Below are 25,188 nucleotides of genomic sequence, written 5' to 3'. Positions count from 1 at the left end.
TGGGCTCAATTAACAAGCCCTTAAATTATGATTATTCACAAAAAGACTTTTTATTTTCTCTCTCTATTTTTACTTCTTTTATTCTCTCAATTTAACTACGCACAACAACAGAAAACAGTTAAAAAAGAAAGCCGCGGAAGATTATTTAACGACACTACGGCTACAGATAGCGATTACTTAATGGCAATTGAAAAAGCCGGAGAAGTATTAGAATCTGCTTATAATGATATCGATTTTGCAGGTGATACGCGTCATCTTTTTGGCGAAATGAAACGTACAGAAAGTAAACTGGACTTAATTTTGGCTAGTTTGAAAGGTGCTAATCCTAATGTGCGAAACCAGCAGATGTACCGTATTGTTCTACAAGAAATTCAACAAGAACTGGAGGAACAGAATAAGGCAATTAATGCTAAAAATCTGGATCTTGAAAACATCAAAAAACGTGTAATTGATCTTCGAAAAGACAAAACTTTAATTACCTTAATAAAGGATACTATTCGCCGTAAACAATTTAAGAAAGAATTTGGAGATCTTAGAAAAAGATATGTCGCTACTGATAGTTTAATGACTAAAAACCAAACTACTTTAAACAACAAAAAACGACTTACAGTACAACGAAAAATTTCTGTTTCTAATGCTTTAGTTGCCGTTGAAGGAAAACTGGAAAAATCTGGAATTAGCATTTTCAATAAAGAATATCCTTCTTTATGGCAGATTAATGATTCTGTTGCAAAGAAAAGAGTAAAACATAATATTGGAGCCAAAATTATAATTGAAGAAAATGTATCCGCATATTATTTAGGCTACAAAGCTGGCGGACTTATTACGCTGTGTTTCTTTATGGGACTTTTGTTTTGGTATATTTCTCGAAATATTAAATATCTAAACACAAATGGTTATGCCGAAAATCTACAGCTTTTAAATTTCAAATATTTAAACCGAGGTGTTTTACTGCCAATTCTAGTTATTGCATTAAATATTGCTGTAGTTACCAATTTATACGCTCCCGCTCTATTTTTAGAATTAATTCAGCTCTTCCTTTTAGGAGTTTTAATCTTTCTTTTTAAAAATCAATGGTCTGGAGTTGCCATGAGAAATTGGCTTTTTCTTTTAGGATTATTCTTTGCGCTTTGCTTTTTGGACTTGTTTATTACAATTGGATTATTACAGCGTTTTGCTTTTGTAGCGATTAATGTTTTAGGTATTCGCTACGGATTGGTTCAAATAAAAACACTTAAAGAAGAACTTTATATAAAAGGCTTTTTTAAATGGGCAAGTATCATTTTTATTGGACTAAATATTTTATCGATTTTATATAATTTATTTGGAAGGGTTTCTCTTTCTAATATGTTAAGTATTACGGCTTTTATTTCACTTACTCAAATTGTTGCTTTAAGTGTTCTTTTGAAAATTATTTTAGAGATTATTTTACTTCAAATTTATACAACTAGAGTAAAAAGAGGAATTGAAAAAATGTTTGATTACGAAAGTTTATCAGACACTTTGAAAAAACCGTTTATCATTGTAATTAGTTATATGTGGCTAATTGTAATTGCTTCAAATTTGAATATTTGGGAATCACTTCGCGGTTCATTAGGAAAGTTATTAAGCCATCCTAATACAATTGGAAGCATTACGTTTACTTTAGGAAGCGTTGTTTTATTCTTTATTATTATTTGGGCCGCGCATTTGCTTCAAAAATATGTTGCTTATTTCTTTGGAGAAATTGATGACGAAAACGAAGAAAATATTAATAAAAGACAGCATTCTAAATTGCTTATTACACGATTGGTTGTTCTAATAAGCGGTTATCTTCTTGCTGTTGTCTGCTTCTGGAATGCCTTTAGATAAGCTGAGTATTCTTCTCGGTGCTTTAGGTGTCGGTGTCGGACTTGGACTTCAGAATGTGGTAAACAATTTTGTATCGGGAATTATTTTAATTTTTGACAAACCAATTCAAGTTGGCGACGTGGTAGAAATTAGTTCTGAATCTGGCCGTATCAAATCGATGGGACTTCGTACTACTAAGATTAATGCTCCAAATGGTGCTGAAATTATTATTCCGAATGGTAACTTATTATCTCAAAATATCACCAATTGGACGTATACTGACAATTTTAAATTGGTCGAAATCACTTTTGAAATTAATGGAGAAACAATTCCGGAAGAAATTAATACAATCGTAACCGAAACGCTTGCTAATCTTCCTTTAGTAAACAATTCAAAACCATCACAAATATACTACAGTTCAATTTCTGATGGAAAGTATAAACTTTTAATCAAGTTTTGGTGCAGTATTTACAGAACAGAAGAAACGATAAGTTCAGCGAGGCAAGAACTTTATGTCAGCTTCAAAAATAAAGGTTTGACTTTCTCAAGTTAATAAAAAACAGAAAAGGCGATAATTAATTTTATCGCCTTTTTTATTAAGACAATATTTTAAATATTGCTATATTTTTATAGTAATATGTTAAAATATAAGACTTTACTTAAAAACACGTATAAACCCGTGCATCCATGATTTTGTTATAAAGTAATTTAGCATTGTAGTAAAATACTACGAAAACTAACATTAACTATTAAATCTTAAAAAATTATGGAACAAGAATACCTTGGAGTAATCAAAATTTTCGCAGGTAATTTCGCACCAAGAAACTTTATGTATTGTGCAGGGCAATTATTGTCTATTGCACAAAATAGTGCTTTGTTTTCACTTTTAGGCACTACTTATGGTGGAGATGGCATTACAAGTTTTGCTTTACCGAACTTGCAAGGAGTAGTACCTATTGGACAAGGTCAAGATAGATTTGGAAACTACTATGCTCTTGGTCAAGTAGCAGGTTCTCCAACAACAAGTATTTTAACATCTAATTTGCCAGCACACGTGCATACAGGACCTGGTAAAATTTCTGTAAGCAGTGGAAATTCGACAAATTCTGTTGCTGCAGATGGTGCTTCAATTGCAACCCCTGGTTCTTTTGTATCGAGAGTCTTTACACCAACATTAGGATTTGCAACAGCGACACCTAATGTAAATTTAAACAGCAATGTTACAACAGCTCCAACTGGTAGTAACATACCGATAAATAATATGCAACCTTATTTAGCTATAAACTATATTATTTGTACTGCAGGTCTTTTTCCTTCAAGAAATTAAAACCAAAATACAGTATCATTATTTTAAATGATAGAACCATTTCGGTATATCACAAAAATCATATGTTAATTTAATCTCTGAACAATCTTTTATGCCATACATAGACACAAGGCAATACGGATTTGTAATATAAGACTCTCCTGTCTTTAATTCGACATCTTCAAATATTGTAATTTCGGTAAAAAGGCAGATATCAGGATGATTTTCAAAGATAGTAGGCAACATGTAAAAAGCGCTTTCTATTTTTAAATTATGATTTTCTCTGTTAAAATGTTCTTTGTTTATTGTAAATAATCTATCTACAAATACCTTATAAGGATAGGGCTGCGATTCTTTGTAGCCCTTTACTTCGTTTTGCCCTACTCTAAGATATGGTTCATAATTAAAAAACGTATAAGCTAAATCAATTCTAATTTCTTGGGGAATAAATATAGCCTGGGAAGATAATTGTTTAATTATATTTCTGCTAATGGCAACTTGAGGTTCACTCGTTAAAGCGTAATGCATGGTTTCTGAAACAGCTAAGTCTACATTAAAGTCTTTTGGAATTTTATATGTAATTGCATTAGCTTCTATCATTTGAAGATCATATTCCTCAAGGCCAATTACTGGTATAAGATTTTGCACTGATTCTAATGAAGAAGCATTAATATCAATTAAAATAGCGCTAATCCTCCCTTTATCGAACAATGGTAATAAAGGCAGAATTAATGTTGCATATGGTCCACAGCCTGCATATACTATATTAATTTTCTTTTCTAAAGGATCATCCAAAAACTTAGTCATAGCTTTGTAAATTCCTTTTATAAAAGATACGGTTCGAATATAATCATCAACACAATCAGCTGCACCAGAACTAGATAAAGCAATACCACCATCTACTAATATTTCATTGTCATCTGGATGACTATTCTTTATAAGTTTTTTATAAAAACGTGAAAGTTGTTGAGCGCTTTCTAACTGCTCGTTTACAGTATTTGATGCTATGATAGATTTAACAATAATCGTGAGTTCTTGTTTATACATATTAAAAACTTTACCAAATATTTTAAAGTTTGAATATAAGTTAAAAAGATAATGTTACGATACTAAATAGATAATTAAATATCAGAAAATTATGAAAAAACTTTACCTATTAATATTCCTGCTCATTTTTGCCCTAGGGCATATGACAGCGCAGACATATACTGAAACTTTTGATAGTTTAACTCCAGATTTACCTTCTTTTACATCGAATGGAAAAACCTTCAATCTTACTTCCAATTTTGGCTTTAAGGTGGCATCACAGAGTGGTCTTGGTTATAATGGAACTCCAGGCTTTATACAAGTTGCTGACCCTTCTGGAGAGGTTGTATTAGGACAATCTGGCTCTATTACTTCTGCATCTGGTACTTTTAAAGTAAATAATCTTTGGCTTTATGTAACAGGAGTTGCTGAAGTTTTTCCGAACGCAAGTTTTAATGGACTGCCAGGAAGTATAACTTTCAGAGGAAAATTAGCTGGATCAACTGTATTTACCGTTGTGCGTACTACTACTGGTGAAAATATAGGATATAATATGCCCGGAAATGGATTTACAGAAGTAAACTTCGCAACCGAAGGCGGTTCTAATAATACAAATGAAGTTATAGATCAGTTAGAGATTCAATTAAGTAATAACTACGATTATTTTGCAATAGATAATTTTACGTTTACCAGTGTTGTAGCTCCATCAATTATCACTAACCCAAGTAATAAGACAATATGTTCTGGGGCAAATACTACTTTTTCAGCTAATGCCCTTAATGCTACAAGTTATCAATGGCAAGTTAACACTGGTGGGGGCTTTGGAAATATTTCTGATAACGCTACTTACTTTGGCACAAGTAGCGCAACACTATCTATTACTGGAGCAACGTCAAGTATGAACGGTTACCAATATCGATGTGTGGCAACAGGTTCGGGATCTGTAAATTCTAATGTCGCTACATTAACAGTTCCAACAGCACTTTCTTCTATTGTTTCAGCTAACACACCTAGTGATTATGGCTTAAACACTGGTTCTGCAACAGTTACTGTATCTGGAGGTGTTACACCTTATTTTTATTCCTGGTCTCCTAGCGGCGGTACTAGTGCTACAACATCTGGACGTGCTCCAGGAAATTACATATTAACTATTACTGACAGCACTCCAAACGGATTAGGAGGGTGTTCTATAACACAGGCTGTTACAATATTAGAATCTCCTGGAGCTTCTACTAATGTAAGCTCTTTAAGCGGATTTACAACTTGCACTGGTACAGCCTCTCCTTTTGAAGGCTTTATAGTGAACGCTGCTCACTTAACTTCAAATCTAGATTTATCATCTCCAGCAGGATATGAGATATCGACAACTTCTGGCGGACCTTACTTTACTAATTTATCATTAACACCTTCTTCAGGTAATATAAATAGAACCATATATGTACGTCTAGCAGCAACCGCTACAGGAACACCAGCTGGAAATATAACTATTTCTTCTACGGGAATAACAACAAAAAATGTGGCATTGTCTGGAACGGTAAACCCTGCTGTCTCAGGACAAATCAGTCTTACCAACGTTTCTTGTAACGGAGGAAATAATGGAGCCATAGACTTAACACCTATAGGAGGCAGTGGAACATACACTTATAATTGGGGAGGCGGAATAACAACTCAAGATAGAACGTTACTTCAAGCAGGCACCTATTCTGTTACTATTACCGACTCTAACGGTTGCAGTCAGACTATCAGCAACATAGTGGTGGGCCAACCTTCAGCAGCACTTGGCGGATCAACAGTTGTAACCAATATAGCTTGCAACGGAGGCAATACTGGAGCCATAAATCTTACCCCAACTGGAGGGACTGGACCCTATACTTTCTTATGGAATGATGGAGTAACTACAACAGAAGATAGAACAGGACTTACAGCCGGTACTTATGCTGTTACTATTACAGATTCTAATTCATGCCAAGTAAACATTAGTAACATTACTGTAGGTCAATCTTCTTTAATTACTGCGAACGCAACTGTAACTCATATTGCCTGCCATGGAGGAAATACAGGAGCAATAAACTTGACTCCTAGCGGTGGTGTTGGTCCTTATACCTACTCTTGGAGTGATGGGCCGACTACTGAAGATCGAACAGGACTTATCGAAGGCACGTACACCGTTACAATAACTGATTCTAATTTATGCTCAAGAACATTGTCTTCTTTTACAGTTAGTCAGCCTAGTTCTCCGCTTGGAGGTACTGCAATACCAACCAATACTACTTGTTTTGGAGGATCAAATGGAACCATTAACCTTACTCCAACTGGAGGTCAGCCACCTTATACTTTCAACTGGGTTGGTGGCGCATCTACTGAAGACAGAACTGGGCTTAGTGCTGGTACTTATGCTGTTACGATTACAGATGGTAATGGTTGCACCGCAACAGTAAGCAATATAGTAGTTGGTCAGCCAACAGAGGTAATTGCAACTTCAGCTGGTCAAACCAATATTTTATGCTACGGATATGCTACAGGAACTGCAACTGTTTCTGCAACAGGAGGAACTGGAATTGGAACTTATACTTACTCTTGGTCACCAACTGGAGGAAATACTGCAACAGCAACAGGGCTAACTGCCGGAACTTACATCGCAACCGTTACTGATGCTAATAATTGCCAAGCGACCCACTCATTTACGATTACAGAACCATTACAGGCTTTAACTGCAACACCATCTGGCCAAACAAATATTTTATGTCATGGATCTACAACTGGATCTGCAACTGTTACTGCTGCGGGAGGAGGAGGAGACTATACTTACTCTTGGGCTCCTTCTGGAGGAACTGAGGCTACAGCAACAGGACTAGTCTGCTGGAACTTACACCGTAACTGTTACTGATGCTAATGATTGCCAAACTACCCAAGAATTTATACTTACAGAGCCCGCAGCGGCACTTACAACCGCAGAGGGCACTATAAACAATACTTCTTGTTATGGAGGCGGTAATGGAACAGCGACGGTTATAGCATCAGGAGGAACAGGAAGTGGGACTTATTCTTATTCTTGGAATACAACTCCTGTTCAAAATACCGCTACAGCGACAGGTCTTTCTGCTGGTACTTATACGGTAACAGTAACAGACGCTAATGCTTGTACAGCAACTAGAAACTTTACTATATCTCAACCGTCTATTCTATCAATAACTCCTAGCCAAACCGATGTTTCTTGCAATGGAGGCTCAAACGGAACTGCTACGGCATCTGTAACTGGAGGAGTCGGAACATATACTTACTCTTGGTCTCCTATTGGAGGAACTGGCGCAACAGCAACTGGTCTTACAGCTGGTACTTACACGATTACAGTTACAGATGCAAATAACTGTCAGGCTACACAAAGCTATAATATTGAGCAACCATTTGCCTTAACGGCAACACAATCACAAACAGATGTTTTATGCAATGGTTCTGCAACAGGTACGGCAACAGTTATTGCATCTGGTGGGACTGGTAGTAACTATACTTATCAATGGCTTCCTTCGGGAGGAACAGCGGCGACCGCTACTGGATTAATGGCAGGTGCCTATACTTGTACAATTAGAGATCAGAATAATTGCACAATTACAAAATCCTTCAATATCTCTGAGCCAACTTATGCATTAAACGCTACAACTTCTCAAGTAAATGCAACTTGTTCAACAGGTGGGGAAGCGTCTGTAAATGTAAGCGGCGGTGTTCTTCCTTATAGTTATCTATGGTCACCATCTGGAGCTACGACACAAATAGCAATCGGATTAGTCGCAGGAACACACAGCGTTTTAGTAACAGATGGTAATGGATGTACTTTAACGCGAAACTTCACAATTGGAACAACTAACACCCTTGTTGCTACTACATCTCAAGTCGATGTTTTATGCAATGGCTCATCAACTGGAAGCGCTTCTGTAACTCCATCTGGAGCTCCGGGTCCATTTACTTATGTTTGGTCGCCTTCTGTCACTAATACTGAAACAGCAGTGAATCTTAGTGCAGGAAACTATTCCGTGACCATCACTTCTTCAAATGGATGTTCTATTATCAAAAATTTTACAATTACTGAACCTACAGCAATTAATATAAATCCATCACAAACAAATGTTAGCTGTCACAGCGGAGCAAACGGATCTGCTTCTGTAATCGCAAATGGTGGAACTGGCGCCTATACCTATGCTTGGGCTCCTTCTGGAGGAAATGGTGCAACCGCAACAGGGCTTTCTGCTGGAACTTATACCGTAACAGTTACTGATGCAAACTACTGTGAAAAAACACAAAGTTTCACTATAACACAACCTGATGCACTTATTCCATCAATATCTCAAACAGATGTTTCTTGTAATGGAGGTTCAAATGGATCTGCAACAGTAAATGTAACTGGAGGAACTGGACTTTATACGTATTCTTGGTCACCATCAGGAGGAACTAATGCAACTGCCAGCGGATTATCTGCAGGAACCTACACTGTTACTGTTACAGATGCTAACTTATGTGAAGCAACAGCAACGGTAACCATTAATGAACCGCCTATTCTTAGCGCAACAATAGCCAAGACAGATGTTTTATGTAATCAAGCAAATAACGGAACAGCAACGGTAATTCCTACTGGAGGAACTGGAACTTATACATACTCTTGGTCACCATCGGGAGGAACTGCCGCAACAGCAACAGGACTAAGTCCAAATACTTACTCTGTTACTGTTACCGATGCAAATGGATGTTTTGTAACACAGTCAGTAATAATTTCAGAGCCATCTGTACTTTCTGCATCAGATTCGCATACCAATGTTTCTTGTAACGGAGGCAATAATGGTACTGCATCTGTAGTGGCAACTGGAGGAACAGGCAATTATAGCTATTTATGGGCGCCTTCTGGCGGAACTGCTGCGACAGCAACTGGCCTTACAGCTGGAACTTATACAGTAACTGTTACAGATGAAAATTCATGCTCTACAACAAATACCATAACAATTACAGAACCAGATGCTTTAACCTTAACACCAAATGCCGTAGCGGTATCTTGCTATAACGGAAGCGACGGATCGGCTACAGTTAGCGTAGCAGGCGGTACAGGCACTTATTCTTATGCTTGGTCTCCATCTGGAGGAAATGCAACAACAGCAACTGGTCTTACTGCAGGAACTTATACGGTAACTGTTACAGATGCTAATTCTTGTTCTGCAACAGCAATGGTAACCATTAATGAACCGCCTGCTCTTACAGCGACAATAGCCAAAACAGATGTTTTATGCAATCAAGCAAATAATGGAACAGCAACTGTAACTCCTTCTGGAGGAACTGGAACTTATACATACTCTTGGTCTCCATCTGGAGGAACTGCGGCAACAGCTACAGGATTAAGTCCAAATACTTATAGTGTTACTGTGACCGATGCAAACGGATGTTCAGTAACAGAATCAGTAATAATTTCAGAGCCATCTGTACTTTCTGCATCAGATTCACATACCAATGTTTCTTGTAACGGAGGCAATAATGGTACTGCATCTGTAGTTGCAACTGGCGGAACAGGCAATTATAGCTATTTATGGGCGCCTTCTGGCGGAACTGCTGCGACAGCAACTGGTCTTACAGCTGGAACTTATACAGTAACTATTACAGATGAAAATTCATGCTCTATAACAAATACCATAACAATTACAGAACCAGACGCTTTAACCTTAACTACAAATGCAGCATCGGTATCTTGCCATAACGGAAGCGACGGATCGGCTACAGTTAGTGTAACAGGCGGTACAGGCACTTATTCTTATGCTTGGTCTCCATCTGGAGGAAATACAGCAACTGCAACTGGCCTTAGTGCAGGAACTTATACAGTAACTGTTACAGACGAAAATTCATGTTCTGCGACAAATATCATAACAATTACAGAACCAGACGCTTTAACCTTAACAGCAAATGCTGTAGCAGTATCTTGCCATAACGGAAATAATGGCTCGGCTACAGTTAGCGTAACAGGCGGTACAGGCACTTATTCTTATGCTTGGTCTCCATCTGGAGGAAATGCAAGCAACTGCAACTGACCTTGCTCGCAGGAATTTATACGGTAACGGCTACAGATGCTAATTCTTGTTCCGTTTCTATAACTGTCGAAATAACTCAGCCAGCTAATCCAGTTAATTTAAATACTGCAACTATTACAGGAATAACGCAAACTGGTGCTTCATTATCTGGTACTGCATCTTCTGACGGATTAGATACTGACAAGGGAGAATGTTTAACAGAAGTTGGTTTTGTATATGCACAACATGCCTCTCCTACTATAGCCGATACTAAAATTAGTGTGACTGCTGCATTAGGAACATTTACAAACTCTTTATCAGGTCTTAGAGGAAATAGAACTTATTATGTTAGAACTTATGCTGTAAACAGTAACGGTTTTGTTAATTATGGAAATGAAGTAAGTTTTACAACAGAAAAATATACGCTTACTATAAATGCAGAAGCAGGACATACCAAAGTTTATGGTACAGCCGATCCGGTATTCAATTACACGGCTTTAGGTTTTGCAAACGGAGATACAAACTCAATACTTACAGGTCTTCTTTCAAGAGATGCTGGCGAAAATGTTGGAAAATATAACATTAAGCTAGGATCAATTAGTGCTGGTGCTGATTATATAATTGAGTTTACTGGTGCAGAATTTGAAATTACTAAAGCTAACCAAACTATCACTTGGAACCAAACTTTAGAATTTGGATGTTTAGATTCTGATATCGTAACCTTAACTGCAACAGCAGATAGCGGATTACCAATTTCTTATACCATTGCAAATACAGCTTTAGGAACAATTTCTGGATCAACTTTAAATATTACAGGTTCAGGAAATTCAACCATTACTGCAACGCAAAATGGAGATCAGAATCATAATGGAGCTACAGCCGTTGTTAAACCAATAGAAATAAGCCAATCTGGACTCGTTGTACAGCAATGGGCAAATGTGCTATTCTTTGATAACAAATCGAATAATTTTGTGGCTTGGCAGTGGTATAAAAACGGAACAGCTGTTTCTGGTGCAACACGTCAGTATTATAGCGAGGTTCTGCCTTTAAACGGTACGTATTATGTAATTGCAAAAGACAAAAACGGAAATTCAATTAAATCTTGTCCAATTGAGACTACTGGAACAATTTTTACCAAAAAGATAAAAATCTATCCAAACCCAGTTAAACCGGGAGCTCAATTTACTTTAGAATGTGATTTTAGTGATTCTCAATTAAGTGGATCTGAAGTGGTGATTTATGACATTACAGGTAAATTAGTGCAGACTATTTCAAATGTAAAAGCCAAAAATGAAATAACCGCTCCATCACAAGTTGCACTATATATTGTTGTTCTTAAATTGGCTGATGGTCAATTAAAAACAATCAACTTATTGGTTAAATAAAAATGAGATTTAATTTAAAATTACAAGCGATGAAAATTAAAACCACGATAGCCATACTTCTACTGTTTACTGTCACTATAAAAGCACAGGAAATTAATGTCAAGATTAATGGAGGTCCATCAGGAATCCTTTATGATAGCACTCTTGGAGATGGCAAACTAAAATTTGGCGGAGGAATAGGTGTCGGTTACACCTATTTCTTCAGCAGCCACTGGGGAATAATGACGGGAATTGATGCAATGTACAATCAGAACAGTTTTGAATTGCATAACGGAACTACAATCTCAACCTATGAAATCGATGACCAAACTTCTGCATTTGAGTATCAAGTTACTCCGACAAACTATAAAGAAGATCAACACTTCATTTCTATTGCAGTTCCACTTATGATGCAATATAGAACATCAATTGCGCCTCAGACACAACTGTATTTTGGAGTTGGAGGAAAAATTCTTTTTCCAGGAAAACAAACAGCAAAAGCATCAGCATCTGAGTTGCAATTGAGCGGTTATTATCCTGACATAAATCTCTTGATTGATGATTTGCCTTCTCACGGATTTGGTAAAGTAACCAATTGGCAAGATAAAACAACAGTAAACTTAGATCCTTCTTTTCTTTTAAGTGTAGAAACTGGTCTTACTTTCAAACTAAAAGAAAAAACGCAACTTTATACTGGCATATATCTAGATTACGGTTTAACAGAAATGGCAAAAGAAAATCCAGATGTTAATATAGTTGCTTACAGTCCAAACGGGATTGATAATATTCAGGCAAATGGTACAAGCGGCAATAGAAAAATTGTTCAAGAAAGCCGTTACTTCTCTGCAGGTATTCAACTGAAATTAGGTTTTATGCTAACTAAAAACAAACCAGAACCTGTACCGCCAAAAGAAGAAATCGTGACCAAGACAGAAGCTCCTGTTCAAGAAGCGGCTCCTGTACAGCAGAAAGTTGTTGAAGCTCCACCAGCAAAAAAAGAACTTACACCAACTGAACGCACATATGTTGAAAAACCTCTTGCTTTCCAAGAAGTTGGCAACACTAATGTAACGCCTGAATTGGCTACAAGATTAGACGAAATTGCTAAAATTCTAAAATCAAATAAAGATACAGATCTTAATATTACAGGATATACTTGCGATATAGGAACTGAAGAACGCAATCTTGAAATTGGAATGAAAAGAGCTCAGGCAGTTTCCGATTATTTACAGAATAAAGGAATTGAATCTAATCGTATGCATTTATTTTCAAAAGGTGAAAGCGAACCTTTAGTTCCAAATATTCCAGTAGAGAATAGACCTCTAAACAGAAGAGTTTCACTTACTCTGATAGACGCAAAATAATTTTTTTAATCCACAATTGTATAAAGCATGATGCAAGAGTTTAACTCTTCATCATGCTTTATCTTTTTATAAATTTTCCCTTATCATACTTTTATTTCAAAATTTCATTAGAATATATTTTGATTCGAAAAAATAATTCAAAAGCTAACATTTATCATATTTCCTTTCCTCTTTAATACTTTTATTTGCCTTAATAAAAACAAAACCAAATACTTAACCAATTTTTCAAAATGCAATAATTGTTTTATCATGCACATTGATACTGATTTGCTTTATACTTGGGGAGCTGTGGCTAAAAAAGTTCCTAAAAACTCAATTATTTTTTTTGAAAATGATGTTGCTCTCTCTTATTTTCAAATTTTAGAAGGAACAGTAAAAATGAGTTATACCAACGAAGATGGCAAAGATCTGACGGTTGGTATTTTTAATGAAGGAAATAGTTTTGGCGAACCGCCACTTTTTATCGGACAACCCTACCCTGCTACAGCAATTGCGCAAACAGATTGTATCATTTTAAAATTATCCAAAAACAGCTTTTTTTCTTTTCTCGAAGAAAATCCAGAAATACAATTTAGGATACTCAAGCTATTTGCATGGAAAATCTATAACAAAATTGTCTTTTCTAAAAATATAGTCAATCATAAACCAGAATATCGCATTCAATATTTTTTAGATAATCTAAAAAAACAAAATAACGTAGCCACATCAATAAAAATGAAAATTCCATACACAAGACAAGAAATTGCTGACTTTACAGGACTGCGGGTAGAAACCGTAATACGCACATTGTCACTTATGAGTAAAAACAAAAAAATTGAAATTATAGATCATAAATTGTTTTACTAATTTCCTGTCTTATGATTTGAATCATACCAAACCAACACGGTTTTTTCTTCTTTTGTAAAAGGTTAAAAGAAATTATTAATTCAGTTCTAATAGCTTTAAAAATAAAAACGGGAACTTTTTTAGTTCCCGTTTTTGTATTAAGAAATGACTTTATTCATCATTAATTTTGAAATATTCTCTGCCCGCACTTTTATCTCATCAGCATTTTCTCCTTCAAACAAATCATCGACTGTTTTTTTCCAAAGCTTTGTCCAATGTTTAAAATGAGTTTCTGCAAGTCTACTTTTTGATCTAACATTCGATGTTTCAGCATCGGGTTGCCTTCAAAATTCCCAGTATGAAAAAGAATATTATCCCAAAAATCGTACATAATCGGCAAGTGTTTCTGCCAATTGACCATAGCCACTTCTGTAAACAAATACCCAATTGTTGAATCTGATTTTACTTTCAAGTAAAAAGCATCTACCAATACAATTATATCATCTTTATTTTTAATATCTGTTTTCATATTTCTTTTGTTCTGAATAAATAATAAAAAATTAAAGATCCTTACGGACAAATTTTCTAACCGAAATTAAAAACGGAACTGCTATCCACAAAACAAGCAGTAAAAAAGAAATCAGCAACCCGATAGTTGTTCCGAAAAAATCTTTAAAAATAGCACCTGTATAACCCATCATAGCAGATTGATCTAAGTGCAGTAATATTTGTATTCTGGCCAAATCAATCGGACTAGAAGCTGTAATTCCTACCATAGCTTCTTCAATTGGATATTCTACAAACTGAAACAATAAGAACAATACCAGCGCATCAAATAATATAGCAAAATACATCCAAAATAAAATGGCCAAACCTATTCCTTTTGCTTTATCTCGAGTTAAAATACAGCTCAAAAAAGCCAGTGACACAAAAACAACAGAAATTAAACTTCCAGACAGAACCATCATCAATCCTGCCATTCCTGGCGCATTTACCAAAAGAGGAATTCCTGCTCCAAGAAAAAAAGCCAAAAGCATTGCAATAGAAAGTCCTGTAAACAAACTAATCCAGATTTTCTTTCTTTTGATAGGCTGACTCAGCAAAAGCTCTATAAATTCTGAACTATTGTAAATATAAATAGTTGAAAAAAGAATAGATACCAACGGAACGGTAAATAAAATAACATTCAAAATAGTCAGTAAACCTTTGGCTGTATTGTCTTCAAGCATAAAAGATCCCCAAGAAAGCAACGCTAGAATTAGAGCATAACTCACAACAATCTTATTTTTAAGAATATCCAATAAGACAATTTTAATTATTCTGTTCATGCTGTTTTTCTTTTAATATTGTCGCAATAGATTTTGAAATTTTGTTTTCTCCGGTTGATTCCAAAAGATCTTTAATCGTTTTATGAAAATGTACTTTTCCGTCTTGCATAAAAATGATTTGAGTAATCATATCATCTAATTCACTCAATAAATGCGAAGTGATCAAGATTAGTTTTCCTTTGCTTTTCTCTTTAATGATTTTCTCCTTCAAGATTTCAGCCGCCAACGGATCAAGGCCTGCGGTTGGTTCGTCTAGAATTAAAACATCAGGATTAAAAAGGAAAGCCAATGTTGCACTTACTTTTTGTGTTGTTCCGCCAGAAAGTGTCCTCATTTGTTTGTCGCTCATTTTATCCAATTTGAAAGCTTTTATCAAATCTTCATCCAATTCCTTCTTCGAATTTCGAATCTGCTTGATCATTTCTATAATCTGAGAAATGGTCATATTATCAGGATAACGGCCAATTTGTGGCATGTACCCAATAGTATTTCGATATTCAAATTTCTTTAAGATCGATTCTTCATGAAGTAAAATATCACCACTATCAGGCAATACCATTCCTAAGATCGATTTTATCAAAGTTGTTTTTCCACAGCCGTTTGGACCAATAAGCGCAATGCATTCTCCTGCTTTAAACTCAAGGTTCACATCTTGCAAAACCTGCAGTCTTCCAAATTTTTTATTTATATTTTTTAAAGTAATCATAATACAAGAGATTTCATTTCGGGAGATTCATCTACAAAATTGTCGGGTGTTATGCTCGGAAGGATTTTTTCTGATTTATCCAAAAGCGTAATCATAAAACTTCGGAACAAAAGCATAGCCGAAGGATTGTTTTCTGTAATAACAGCAAAAAGACTCAGCGGATGAAAAGGCACATCGCCAATCCCGTCCCGATTTAAATCGTAGCCTTCATATTTATCCCAATAATTATTATTGAAATGATTTAGAACAAGGCTTCCGTTAGTACTGATATCGAAAGTATTGGAAAGAAAATTATTAAACGAAACCACATTATCCATACAGCTTGCCTGTACTTTCATTCCCCAGCCATTGTCTTTAAAAATGTTCTTTTCCAATTTTACACGGCTTGTTCCTTCCATATAAATTCCAGAAGTATTGCGGATAAATTTATTTCCAACAATATAGCTATCCGAAATTTCTTTGAGCAGTAAACCATAAGCAGCGTCGCCCCAGTTCTCTTCAAAATAATTGTTGAACATTTTTACATTTTTGGTAAACATAACCGCCACTCCTGCTCCATTATTTTTAAAAACATTGCCTATATAAGAATCATCATTAGAGAACATAAAGTGTAATCCGTAACGAATGTTGGCTTTAGATACATTTCGCCAAATGACAGAATTAGAAACAAACTCAAAATAAATTCCGTCACGATGACCCGAAATTCTATTTCCTATAATCTGCATACTATCGCTTTTCCAGCAATGAATGCCATTGCCAATACGCTGTTCTTCTTTTTGATAAGCTTTTATGGTATTGTTTTTTACGATGCAGTTTGATCCTTTCTGAACATAAATTCCGAAAAAATTATTATCTAGAACATTGTCTTTTACGACAACTCCGATTTTATCATATATTTTAATTCCACAAGGATCATTAAGAGAAGCATATCCTGAATTGATAACTTTAAACCCAGAGAAAACTACGCTGTCGGCTTTTATCGAAACTACTTCATATTTTTGCTGTCCATCCAGAACTGGCAAGCCTTTTCCTTGTAGAATCAATTTTTTATCTATAATAATATTGCCTTCTCGATAAATGCCTTTATTGACTATAATGGTGTCACCAGATTTGGCAAGTTCTATTGCCTTTTTAATTGTTTTAACTGACTTATCTGAACCTACTTCAATCTTTTGAGACCAGAGACAATTAAAAAACAATAGGAATGAAAGGCAAAAATGAAATTTCATGATTCAATATTTTAATTAAGATGGCATTTTATTTATTCAAAATTGCAGTCCATTCTGTTTCAACTCCTTTTGATTCTGCTTCAAAAGCTTTTGCCTCACTCTTATTAGAAAAAGCAGCAATATTTCCGTTCATTGGACTTTTTATCGTGCCACCTGAAACAAAAAAAGCGTTTTCTGCCTTTATTAATTCATTATTTTTGGCATAATCGTGTACATAATATGCTTTTATTTTGGTGTCTTTATGCTCTTTACAATAATGTGCCATACAAGCAATATCATCAAACTTGTATGCCCTTCCTTTTTCTGTAATAATTTCGGCTCCATGTCTTCCGTCACTAATTCCCATCATACAGAAATCACAGTTATCTGCATTTAATTTAATAGGAACAGCTTTGTCTCCAGAACATGAAAAAAGAAAAGCAGGAACCAGCAAAATGCCCAAGAGCCGACCAGATGGTTTAGTATATTTTTCCTTTATAATAGCGGCAAATAGCAAAGCTCCAACTACAATTAGCATCCATCCTCCAATATCCGGAATTGAATAAGCGCCAAAATTTAATAATTGTTTGTATCCAAGCATTGGTGGCTGATAAGCCATTCCGGGAACTCTAATAGCAAGCATTCGGATCTAGATTATGTCCATATTCATAATTCCATCTGTAGAAATCGCAAGCAGATAATATTCCAAACAGCACAAAAGAAAAGAAGAATACGGAGAGTCCTTTTCTATTTGATTTCCATGCACAAGCAATTGAAACAATTCCTAATCCTGCAAGAATAAACGGTAGCACTTTAAACTCAATAAAATCTTCTGTATGCAAAGTTTTCATTCCAATGTAATGATTCAATCCGTTTATAATATCAATATCGCCTGCAATCTTAGAAGCATGAAGTTTTAATACCAAACCTTCAGGATATTGGGGTGCCGTAAGTTCAATTTTCCAAATAGGAAAAAATACAGCTCCAATTAATAAAAGCCCTGATAAAAACAGCATAACTTTAGAAAAAGGGGATAGTTTTTTATTTTTCATAATAATTCAAAATAAAAGGGAACAAAGAATACTTTGTTCCCTTATGGTTACTGACTATTCTTTTGGTAAATTGGTACCTACACTATAAGTAATCGGAACGTTGCTTCCTGCTGGCGAAACTCGCACATAACCTTGCATTTCTTGGTGCAATGCACTGCAGAAGTCTGTACAATAGAATGGGAATATTCCTTTTTTCTCAGGAACCCATTTTAATGTTAAGGTTTCTCCTGGCATGATTAGCAATTCGGCGTTGTTTGCTCCTTTGATAGCAAATCCGTGAGGAACATCCCAGTCTTGCTCAAGATTGGTAACATGAAAATACACTTCGTCTCCAACGCGAATTCCTTCGATATTATCTGGTGCAAAGTGCGAACGAATACAAGTCATATAAATATGTACCTTATTGCCTTCTCGAACCACTTTAGATTCTTTTTCCCCTTTAGTTGCAAAAGGATGTTTGTTGGCAAGCAATATCATAATATTTCAGCTGTCCGTTATTTCTAACTTTATCTGCTGGAATACCTTGTGCGTAGTGTGGTTCTCCAATAGTTGGGAAATCCAAAAGCAATTTCATTTTATCTCCGCTAATATCAAACAACTGTGCACTTTGAGCTAATTCTGGTCCAGTTGGCAAGAAACGATCTTTGGTAATTTTGTTGTAAACCACCATGTATTTTCCAAATGGTTTTTCTGTATTTCCACCAGGAACCATTAAGTGTCCAGGAGAATAATAAGTTGCTTTTCTGTCTAAAACTTTTAAGTCTTTGATGTTCCATTTTACAACCTCAGATGAAACGAACATTGTAGTATAAGCATTTCCTTTTCCGTCAAATTCTGTATGCAGAGGTCCTAAACCAGGTTTTTGAACTTCACCATAAAGTGTCGCTTCATATTTTACAACTGGAATTCCTGCATAAGAACCATCGAATTGTTTTTTAGCAATTGCATCTTTTAATTTTGTGAAACTAAACACTGGAATCAAAGTCGCCAATTTTCCACTTCCGATAATATATTCTCCTGTTGGATCTATATCACAGCCGTGAGGCGATTTCGGACAAGGAATCATATAACAGATATCTTTCAACTCAGAAGCATCTAGAGTTAAAACCTCATTCATGATTACAGATTTAGCACTTTGAGTTTTTTCATCCCAAGTATTATGGGCATATTTTGCAGGAATTCGTTTTCCTTTTCCAGCTTTAATATATTCTTCTGCTTTTTTCCAGTTTACCGCCATGATAAAATCCTTATCATTTTTAGAAGCATTAACTTCCAATAAGGTATTGGCTTGTTCTGTATTATAGCAAGAGAAGAAAAACCATCCGTGAGATTCTTTTTTTCCTGGGTGGCTAAGATCAAAATTCACACCTGGAGCAACGATTTGGAAAGAAAGATCCAATTGACCTTCTTTACCAATTTTTACGAAACTAAGATATCCTTTAAAGTTTTTCTTGTACGTATTAATAGGTACATCGCCATTATCATTATCTGGCGGCACACTAAAACGGCTTGCTCCTACCACATATTCCGTATTCTCAGTAATAAATGGTGAAGAGTGATTACCCGCACAGTTTGGAAGCTCAATAATTTCGGCAGTCCTAAACGTTTTCAAGTCAATACGTGCAATACGTGGCGTATTGTTCGCATTAGCGAAAATCCATCGTCCATCAACTTCTCCGTTTGTTTGCGATAAATCCAAGTGATGCTGATCGTCCCAAGGCACATAACCGTGTGAAGTATTCAACATTGGTTTTGTTTCTTCGCTGTATCCATAACCACTTTGCGGATCTTCAGAAAATACAGGCATTACTCTTAACAATCTTCCGCTCGGAAGTCCGTAAACACTGACCTGACCGCTAAAACCGCCCGATACAAAGTTGTAAAATTCATCATATTTTCCGGGTGCCACATACACTTTTTGGGCGGCATCGCCTTCAACAGCGTCTGTAGAGTCTTTCGGTTTGCACGAAACAAACAAAGCACACCCTAACGTAACAACGAAAATCGATTTTAAAAATTTATTTTTCATAAGGCTATTATTTTGATTTTGATTCCTTTTAATTATTTCACTCCATCATTCTGGCGCATATATTCCAAAATAGATCTTGCTTCATCTTCTGTTAATCCCTGATTAGGCATACGAATCATGCATAGCTCTAATTGTGCCTGCAATTCTGGATCTTTGTCAATCATTGGATCTGGATTGGTAATAAAATTCATGATCCATTGAGGAGTTCTTCTTTTTGTTACCCCTTTCCATCCAGGACCAACTAATTTTTCGTCTGTTGGTTTATGACAGGAAGTACATTTTACTTCAGCAGTTTTAAGTCCTTTTTCAGCTAATGCTTTATCCAAAGAAGCTCCTAATTCAACTGTTTCATACTTACCAAGACCTCTTTTTGGATCGTAAGATTCTGCATCAGCTGTTTTCTCAGCTGCAGCTGGAGTAGAAAAATCCTGATCGGTGTTTGACTTTTCTTTCCCGCATGATGTGAGCAGAATAAAACCAAACATTGTTAATAAGAATAGTTTGTTCATTACTTTGTTTTTTACTTGTTAAACTTTTGATCAAAATTCTAAAACTTGTTTTTAGTAAAGTATGATTGCAATCATATCCTCAAAAAAAAGTTCATAATACCTTCGTATTCTCAAAAATCGACAAGCAATGAAGTTTTGTGTTTACATATTTTTATTTGCAGTGGTATTTCGCCCAGCATTTCCATTTCTGGATTATGTGGTCAACTACCATTACATCGCAACTGAATTATGCGAAAACAAAAATGCTCCAGAATTGCATTGTAACGGAAAATGTCATTTGAAAAAAGAACTGGCAAAAAGCTATAAAAACGATACTCCAGCTTCTAACGAAAAGAAAAGTGAAACAGCAGAAACTGTGATTCTGTTTATGGTACAAATCCCAGTATTCTCTTTTGAAAAAAATAGAGCTTCTACTTTTATAGTAAATGCATTTTATAATAACTTATATTCTCATTTAGAGGCCGTCAATATCTTCCGCCCTCCGATTTTCATTTGATTTTTATTTCATTCTTTTCCTTCTATCGAATTCATTCGACAGACCTTTTATTATCATTATTTAAATTAAAATCTCATGAAAATTTTAAAATACACAGCCATTTTATTTTTAGCAATTACCACATTCTCTTGCTCTTCTGACGACGATTCTTCTTCAATTCCACTTGATGAAACAAGCGGACTTCATAAAATACAGGAAATCGCAAATGATACTCATATTATAGAATTGTACTCATCAACAGGTTCTCTAGTTCAAGGATATAATCATATTTCGCTTCGAATAAAAGACAAGAAAACCAACAATTATATTACAGATACAAAACTTGAATGGACACCGCTTATGCACATGAGCATGATGCAAGCATTCTTGTCCAAAATCAGTTGTTACTAAAGTATCAGACAAAAAGACTTTATACGAAGGCGATATCATTTTTCAGATGGCACAAAATGCAACAGAATATTGGGAACTCACTTTTAATTACACCGTTAATAATGTTACCTATACTGCAGCAGACAAAATAAATGTTCCTGCATCGGCAAAACGAACTGTAAGCTCTTTTAAAGGAAGCGACGCAAGCAATTATCTAATTGCCTATATCGCACCATCTTCTCCAAAAGTGGCAATAAACGACATGACAGTAGGGATTTACAAAATGAAGGATATGATGAATTTTGAGGCAGTAAACAATTTCAAAGTTAAAATCGATCCAAGAATGCCGAGCATGGGGAATCACGGTTCTCCAAACAATACAGATTTGCTTCAATCTGAAACTAATAGTTTTTATAAAGGAAAACTTTCTTTGACCATGACTGGATATTGGAAAATAAATCTTCAAGTTCTTAACGACAAAAACGAAACTATCAAAGGAGAACCTGTTACAACAGACAATCCATCAAGCAGTCTTTATTTTGAGATTGAATTTTAAACTTAAAAAATAACAAGAAAGAGGCATAACACAATTTGTCTCTTTCTATTAAAGTATGAAATGATGAAAAATCTAACAGCAACCTTCTTGGCTGTATTTTCAACAATATGCTGGGCGCAGGAAAAACCAAATGATAGTCTAGAAACCGTAAAGCTTAATGAAATAATTGTCATTGGAAGCAAACCTACTTTACATCTAAAACAATCAAAATCATTAACCTCTGTAGAAGAATATCTCTCAAAATCATCAAAAATTAATATGATTAAAAGAGGTGCCTATGCTTGGGAACCACTTATAAATAACATGGCTACAGAACGCACTGTGATTACGATTGACGGAATGCGCATATTTGGCGCATGTACCGACAAAATGGATCCGATTACTTCTTATGTTGAGGTTTCAAATTTGGCCGAAGCCACCGTAGCGTCTGGACAGCAGGCAAGCTGTCACGGTGCAGGAATTGGCGGATCTGTCGATTTAAAACGGAATCAGTTTAGTGATAAAATTACAGGCTGGAACGGCAGTTTAAATTCTGGTTTTGAAAGCAATAATCTTCAAAAAATTATTGGTACGTCTTTAGGGTATAATGATTCTCGATTTTATACCCATATCGATTTTATGCATCGTGATGCCGATAATTATAAAGCTGGTGGCAATAAAGAAGTCCCTTTTTCTCAATTTACCAAATACAATATTTCTGCTACTGCTGGATATTTTATAAACAAACAAAATCTTTTGGAAGCTTCTGTAATTTATGACAAAGCGACAAATGTGGGCTACCCTGCCCTTCCTATGGATGTTTCTTTAGCCGAAGCTAAAATTGTATCTCTAAGTTATAAATATGTGCCAAAATCTAACCTTATAACAAACTGGGAAACAAAAGGCTATTACAATTCTATAACTCATAAAATGGACGATACCAAAAGACCAAATGTACCGATACACATGGATATGCCTGGATGGTCTGATACTTATGGTTATTATTCGAGAATTAAAGGAAAAATTAAAAACCATACTTTTCTAGCTGACTTGAATGGTTTTTATAATAAGTCAATTGCAGAGATGACCATGTATCCGACAGATCCTAATGAAAATCTGATGTTTATGTATACATGGCCCGATGTCAGAACTTTATATAACGGATTGTCTTTAGAAGATAACATACAAATTTCCGAAAAAGATCATCTGAGAATTGGCGCAAATCTCGGATTCCAGAATAATACCGTAGCAAATGATTTCGGATTAGCGAGTCTCCGCATTTTTTATCCTGATATGGATGCTTCAAAGGACCGTTTTCTAAAAAGCTTTGCCGCAAATTACACCAAAATTGAAGAGCAGTTTGAGTTCGGATTTGGGTTGGCTTACGCCGAAAGAGCTCCTTCAGTTTCTGAAGGCTACGGATTTTATCTGTATAACAGCAGTGATTTTTATGATTATATAGGAAATCCTAATCTAAAAAATGAAAATGCTCTTGAGGGAAACTTTTCAATTGGCTATAAAAAATCGCAAATCACAGCAAAAATTACAGGATCCTATTTCTATTTTTCAAATTATATAATAGGCAAAATTGATTCAAATACGCTTCCTATGACTATTGGTGCTTCTGGAGTAAAAAGATATGAGGCCATTGACAATGCCAAAATATTCAATACTGATTTTAATCTGACTTACGATTTTCTGAAAAATTGGCAATTCAAATCGCAACTCACTTATAGTTCAGGAAAAGATAATGAAGGAAATAATCTACCATTTATAAGTCCAATTAAATACAGCGCTGGAATCGATTTTAAGAAAGAAAAATTTAATGCTGGAATTAATGCTTTAGGAAATCTGGCCCAAAATGAATTTGCAAAAGTGTACGGACAAACTAAAACTCCAGATTATCTCATTTTTGGACTTAATGCAGGCTATACTTTCAATTGGAGCCAAAACAAATTAAAAATACAAACCGGTGTAGAAAATATTTTTGACAAATATTACACCACTTATGCCGACTGGAATAAAATTCCGCGAATGGGTCGAAATGTCTTTGTAAATCTCAGCTTCTCTTTTAATTAGAATTCAATTCTCAAGATTAACATATACAAACAAATATAAAACAGTATGATTAGAATCATGTTTTGAAAAAAATGATGATAATATATTTACCCTATTAAAATTATGTATTAAAATATATTTTAATACAGGCTTAAAAATAAACACCATCAGCTTTATAGGTTAGCGAAGCTGAAAATTCAAAGAATTAAAAATGAACAAGAACTTTTTAGTACAGGAAATAATCCGATTGAAAAAGGAAAAAAATGCTGTTATCCTGGCTCATTATTATCAAGATGAGGATATTCAGGAAATAGCAGATTTTATTGGAGATAGTCTTGAACTGGCAAAAAAAGCTCAAAATACAAATGCTGATATTATTGTTTTTGCAGGAGTCCACTTTATGGCAGAAACAGCAAAAATTTTAAACCCAGACAAAAAAGTAGTGTTACCCGATTGGAACGCTGGCTGCTCTCTTGCCGACGGCTGTCCGCCTGAAGATTTTAGAGTATTCAAAGAACAGCATCCCGATCATATTGTGGTCACTTACATCAATTGTTCTGCCCAAATAAAAGCTATGAGCGATTTAGTCTGCACATCGGCAAATGCAAAAAAGATAATCGAATCTATACCAGCAGAACAAAAAATCATATTTGCTCCAGATGAAAACTTGGGCAAATACCTTCAAAAAGAAACCAAACGCGAACTGGTCTTATGGAAAGGCTCTTGTGTTGTGCATGAAGCCTTTTCATTAGACAAACTAATTGAAATATATAACAAAAACCCGACTGCAAAAATTGCGGCACACCCTGAATCTGAAGAACATATTTTAAAAGCGAGACATTACATTGGCTCGACTTCGGGAATTATTAATTTCATTAAAACGGATCCTGTCTGCCGTTTTCATTGTGGCCACAGAAGCCGGTATCCTGCATGAGCTTTCAAAAGCTGTACCCGATAAAACGCTGATTCCGGCTCCTACCACAGATCACAATAGCTGTGCCTGCAGTGAATGTGCTTATATGAAAATGAATACACTCGAAAAACTGTATTTATGCCTCAAAAATGAAAGACCAGAAATGCTAATTAAAGACGAGCTGAGAATAGAAGCCTTAAAGCCTATTAAAAGAATGCTCGAACTATCATAA

The 25,188-nt window shown here is 35.4% G+C and carries 20 protein-coding genes and 3 pseudogenes; 14 read left to right on the top strand and 9 right to left on the bottom strand.

Going from position 1 to position 25,188, the window contains the following annotated elements; genetic code table 11:
• The first annotated feature begins 27 nt into the window (after nucleotides 1-27).
• From P5P87_RS03195 to P5P87_RS03185, 3 genes are all read left to right on the top strand, one after another.
• Nucleotides 28-1,851, top strand: a complete 1,824-nt coding sequence (locus P5P87_RS03195) for a mechanosensitive ion channel protein MscS (RefSeq protein ID WP_278021554.1) — start codon at nucleotides 28-30, stop codon at nucleotides 1,849-1,851.
• Nucleotides 1,823-2,383, top strand: coding sequence for a mechanosensitive ion channel family protein (locus P5P87_RS03190; RefSeq protein WP_278021553.1), 561 nt, complete (start codon nucleotides 1,823-1,825; stop codon nucleotides 2,381-2,383). Before P5P87_RS03195 ends, P5P87_RS03190 begins: the two co-directional genes overlap by 29 nt.
• Nucleotides 2,384-2,596: 213 nt before the next feature.
• Nucleotides 2,597-3,157 carry a phage tail protein gene (locus tag P5P87_RS03185; RefSeq protein ID WP_278021552.1) on the top strand — a complete coding sequence of 187 codons (561 nt, stop codon included), beginning with the start codon at nucleotides 2,597-2,599 and terminating at the stop codon, nucleotides 3,155-3,157.
• A gap of 18 nt (nucleotides 3,158-3,175) precedes the next feature.
• On the opposite strand, the gene P5P87_RS03180 is transcribed toward P5P87_RS03185, so the two are convergent.
• Nucleotides 3,176-4,183: an SAM-dependent methyltransferase gene (locus tag P5P87_RS03180; protein WP_278021551.1), complete on the bottom strand. Its 1,008-nt coding sequence runs from the start codon at nucleotides 4,181-4,183 to the stop codon at nucleotides 3,176-3,178.
• Nucleotides 4,184-4,274: 91 nt separating this feature from the next.
• Between P5P87_RS03180 and P5P87_RS03175 the strand changes: the two genes are divergently transcribed.
• The 6 genes and pseudogenes from P5P87_RS03175 to P5P87_RS03155 all read left to right on the top strand — a co-directional run bounded on the left by P5P87_RS03175 (nucleotide 4,275) and on the right by P5P87_RS03155 (nucleotide 13,774).
• Complete coding sequence (locus tag P5P87_RS03175; protein WP_278021550.1) at nucleotides 4,275-7,049, top strand: beta strand repeat-containing protein; 2,775 nt, start codon at nucleotides 4,275-4,277, stop codon at nucleotides 7,047-7,049.
• A 31-nt stretch (nucleotides 7,050-7,080) separates the two neighbouring features.
• Nucleotides 7,081-7,641 (top strand): annotated as a pseudogene (locus P5P87_RS26050) (SprB repeat-containing protein); the annotation flags it as partial.
• Between the two features lie 78 nt (nucleotides 7,642-7,719).
• Nucleotides 7,720-10,221 (top strand): beta strand repeat-containing protein, encoded by a 2,502-nt coding sequence (locus tag P5P87_RS03170; RefSeq protein ID WP_278021549.1) that lies wholly within the window; start codon nucleotides 7,720-7,722, stop codon nucleotides 10,219-10,221.
• 2 nt (nucleotides 10,222-10,223) lie between these two features.
• Complete coding sequence (locus P5P87_RS03165; RefSeq protein WP_278021548.1) at nucleotides 10,224-11,585, top strand: MBG domain-containing protein; 1,362 nt, start codon at nucleotides 10,224-10,226, stop codon at nucleotides 11,583-11,585.
• A 29-nt stretch (nucleotides 11,586-11,614) separates the two neighbouring features.
• A complete protein-coding gene (locus P5P87_RS03160; RefSeq protein ID WP_278021547.1) occupies nucleotides 11,615-12,928 on the top strand; it encodes an OmpA family protein in 1,314 nt (437 codons plus the stop codon).
• 249 nt (nucleotides 12,929-13,177) lie between these two features.
• Nucleotides 13,178-13,774, top strand: a complete 597-nt coding sequence (locus P5P87_RS03155; protein ID WP_278021546.1) for a Crp/Fnr family transcriptional regulator — start codon at nucleotides 13,178-13,180, stop codon at nucleotides 13,772-13,774.
• A gap of 190 nt (nucleotides 13,775-13,964) precedes the next feature.
• Here P5P87_RS03155 and P5P87_RS03150 read toward each other — a convergent pair whose 3' ends face one another.
• The 8 genes and pseudogenes from P5P87_RS03150 to P5P87_RS03115 form a co-directional block, all read right to left on the bottom strand.
• The gene (locus tag P5P87_RS03150; protein WP_278021545.1) at nucleotides 13,965-14,282 is read right to left on the bottom strand and encodes a group III truncated hemoglobin; all 318 of its coding nucleotides are present in this window, start codon (nucleotides 14,280-14,282) and stop codon (nucleotides 13,965-13,967) included.
• A gap of 31 nt (nucleotides 14,283-14,313) precedes the next feature.
• Nucleotides 14,314-15,081, bottom strand: a complete 768-nt coding sequence (locus P5P87_RS03145) for an ABC transporter permease subunit (RefSeq protein ID WP_278021544.1) — start codon at nucleotides 15,079-15,081, stop codon at nucleotides 14,314-14,316.
• Nucleotides 15,065-15,787: an ABC transporter ATP-binding protein gene (locus tag P5P87_RS03140; RefSeq protein WP_278021543.1), complete on the bottom strand. Its 723-nt coding sequence runs from the start codon at nucleotides 15,785-15,787 to the stop codon at nucleotides 15,065-15,067. The genes P5P87_RS03145 and P5P87_RS03140 overlap by 17 nt, the downstream gene beginning before the upstream one ends.
• The gene (locus P5P87_RS03135) at nucleotides 15,784-17,016 is read right to left on the bottom strand and encodes a nitrous oxide reductase family maturation protein NosD (protein ID WP_198858078.1); all 1,233 of its coding nucleotides are present in this window, start codon (nucleotides 17,014-17,016) and stop codon (nucleotides 15,784-15,786) included. The genes P5P87_RS03140 and P5P87_RS03135 overlap by 4 nt, the downstream gene beginning before the upstream one ends.
• A gap of 28 nt (nucleotides 17,017-17,044) precedes the next feature.
• The gene (locus P5P87_RS03130; RefSeq protein ID WP_278021542.1) at nucleotides 17,045-17,638 is read right to left on the bottom strand and encodes a nitrous oxide reductase accessory protein NosL; all 594 of its coding nucleotides are present in this window, start codon (nucleotides 17,636-17,638) and stop codon (nucleotides 17,045-17,047) included.
• Nucleotides 17,625-18,047 (bottom strand): hypothetical protein, encoded by a 423-nt coding sequence (locus P5P87_RS03125; RefSeq protein ID WP_278021541.1) that lies wholly within the window; start codon nucleotides 18,045-18,047, stop codon nucleotides 17,625-17,627. Before P5P87_RS03125 ends, P5P87_RS03130 begins: the two co-directional genes overlap by 14 nt.
• Nucleotides 18,048-18,101: 54 nt before the next feature.
• A pseudogene (nosZ, locus tag P5P87_RS03120) lies at nucleotides 18,102-20,076 on the bottom strand (Sec-dependent nitrous-oxide reductase).
• Between the two features lie 32 nt (nucleotides 20,077-20,108).
• The gene (locus P5P87_RS03115; protein WP_278021540.1) at nucleotides 20,109-20,585 is read right to left on the bottom strand and encodes a c-type cytochrome; all 477 of its coding nucleotides are present in this window, start codon (nucleotides 20,583-20,585) and stop codon (nucleotides 20,109-20,111) included.
• A gap of 127 nt (nucleotides 20,586-20,712) precedes the next feature.
• On the opposite strand from P5P87_RS03115, the gene P5P87_RS03110 reads away from it, so the two are divergent.
• From P5P87_RS03110 to nadA, 5 genes and pseudogenes are all read left to right on the top strand, one after another.
• Nucleotides 20,713-21,081: a hypothetical protein gene (locus tag P5P87_RS03110; RefSeq protein ID WP_278021539.1), complete on the top strand. Its 369-nt coding sequence runs from the start codon at nucleotides 20,713-20,715 to the stop codon at nucleotides 21,079-21,081.
• A 75-nt stretch (nucleotides 21,082-21,156) separates the two neighbouring features.
• Nucleotides 21,157-21,471: a hypothetical protein gene (locus P5P87_RS03105; protein ID WP_278021538.1), complete on the top strand. Its 315-nt coding sequence runs from the start codon at nucleotides 21,157-21,159 to the stop codon at nucleotides 21,469-21,471.
• Between the two features lie 46 nt (nucleotides 21,472-21,517).
• Nucleotides 21,518-22,006, top strand: coding sequence for a hypothetical protein (locus P5P87_RS03100; protein WP_278021537.1), 489 nt, complete (start codon nucleotides 21,518-21,520; stop codon nucleotides 22,004-22,006).
• Between the two features lie 60 nt (nucleotides 22,007-22,066).
• Nucleotides 22,067-24,064 carry a TonB-dependent receptor plug domain-containing protein gene (locus tag P5P87_RS03095; RefSeq protein ID WP_278021536.1) on the top strand — a complete coding sequence of 666 codons (1,998 nt, stop codon included), beginning with the start codon at nucleotides 22,067-22,069 and terminating at the stop codon, nucleotides 24,062-24,064.
• A gap of 190 nt (nucleotides 24,065-24,254) precedes the next feature.
• Nucleotides 24,255-25,188, top strand: a pseudogene (gene nadA / locus P5P87_RS03090) (quinolinate synthase NadA).

It is taken from the genome of Flavobacterium ginsengisoli (genome assembly GCF_029625315.1).
Lineage (GTDB): Bacteria > Bacteroidota > Bacteroidia > Flavobacteriales > Flavobacteriaceae > Flavobacterium > Flavobacterium ginsengisoli.
This window is presented reverse-complemented; position numbering and strand designations above follow the sequence as displayed.

Excerpts from the sequence above, each read along its gene's own strand:
- P5P87_RS03195 (WP_278021554.1), top strand. The coding sequence starts at position 28 with ATGATTATTCACAAAAAGACTTTTTATTTTCTCTCTCTATTTTTACTT.
- P5P87_RS03185 (WP_278021552.1), top strand. The coding sequence starts at position 2,597 with ATGGAACAAGAATACCTTGGAGTAATCAAAATTTTCGCAGGTAATTTC.
- P5P87_RS03180 (WP_278021551.1), bottom strand. The coding sequence starts at position 4,183 with ATGTATAAACAAGAACTCACGATTATTGTTAAATCTATCATAGCATCA.
- P5P87_RS03175 (WP_278021550.1), top strand. The coding sequence starts at position 4,275 with ATGAAAAAACTTTACCTATTAATATTCCTGCTCATTTTTGCCCTAGGG.
- P5P87_RS03170 (WP_278021549.1), top strand. The coding sequence starts at position 7,720 with ATGGCAGGTGCCTATACTTGTACAATTAGAGATCAGAATAATTGCACA.
- P5P87_RS03160 (WP_278021547.1), top strand. The coding sequence starts at position 11,615 with ATGAAAATTAAAACCACGATAGCCATACTTCTACTGTTTACTGTCACT.
- P5P87_RS03155 (WP_278021546.1), top strand. The coding sequence starts at position 13,178 with ATGCACATTGATACTGATTTGCTTTATACTTGGGGAGCTGTGGCTAAA.
- P5P87_RS03150 (WP_278021545.1), bottom strand. The coding sequence starts at position 14,282 with ATGAAAACAGATATTAAAAATAAAGATGATATAATTGTATTGGTAGAT.
- P5P87_RS03145 (WP_278021544.1), bottom strand. The coding sequence starts at position 15,081 with ATGAACAGAATAATTAAAATTGTCTTATTGGATATTCTTAAAAATAAG.
- P5P87_RS03140 (WP_278021543.1), bottom strand. The coding sequence starts at position 15,787 with ATGATTACTTTAAAAAATATAAATAAAAAATTTGGAAGACTGCAGGTT.
- P5P87_RS03135 (WP_198858078.1), bottom strand. The coding sequence starts at position 17,016 with ATGAAATTTCATTTTTGCCTTTCATTCCTATTGTTTTTTAATTGTCTC.
- P5P87_RS03130 (WP_278021542.1), bottom strand. The coding sequence starts at position 17,638 with ATGCTTGCTATTAGAGTTCCCGGAATGGCTTATCAGCCACCAATGCTT.
- P5P87_RS03125 (WP_278021541.1), bottom strand. The coding sequence starts at position 18,047 with ATGAAAAATAAAAAACTATCCCCTTTTTCTAAAGTTATGCTGTTTTTA.
- P5P87_RS03115 (WP_278021540.1), bottom strand. The coding sequence starts at position 20,585 with ATGAACAAACTATTCTTATTAACAATGTTTGGTTTTATTCTGCTCACA.
- P5P87_RS03110 (WP_278021539.1), top strand. The coding sequence starts at position 20,713 with ATGAAGTTTTGTGTTTACATATTTTTATTTGCAGTGGTATTTCGCCCA.
- P5P87_RS03105 (WP_278021538.1), top strand. The coding sequence starts at position 21,157 with ATGAAAATTTTAAAATACACAGCCATTTTATTTTTAGCAATTACCACA.
- P5P87_RS03100 (WP_278021537.1), top strand. The coding sequence starts at position 21,518 with ATGGCACAAAATGCAACAGAATATTGGGAACTCACTTTTAATTACACC.
- P5P87_RS03095 (WP_278021536.1), top strand. The coding sequence starts at position 22,067 with ATGATGAAAAATCTAACAGCAACCTTCTTGGCTGTATTTTCAACAATA.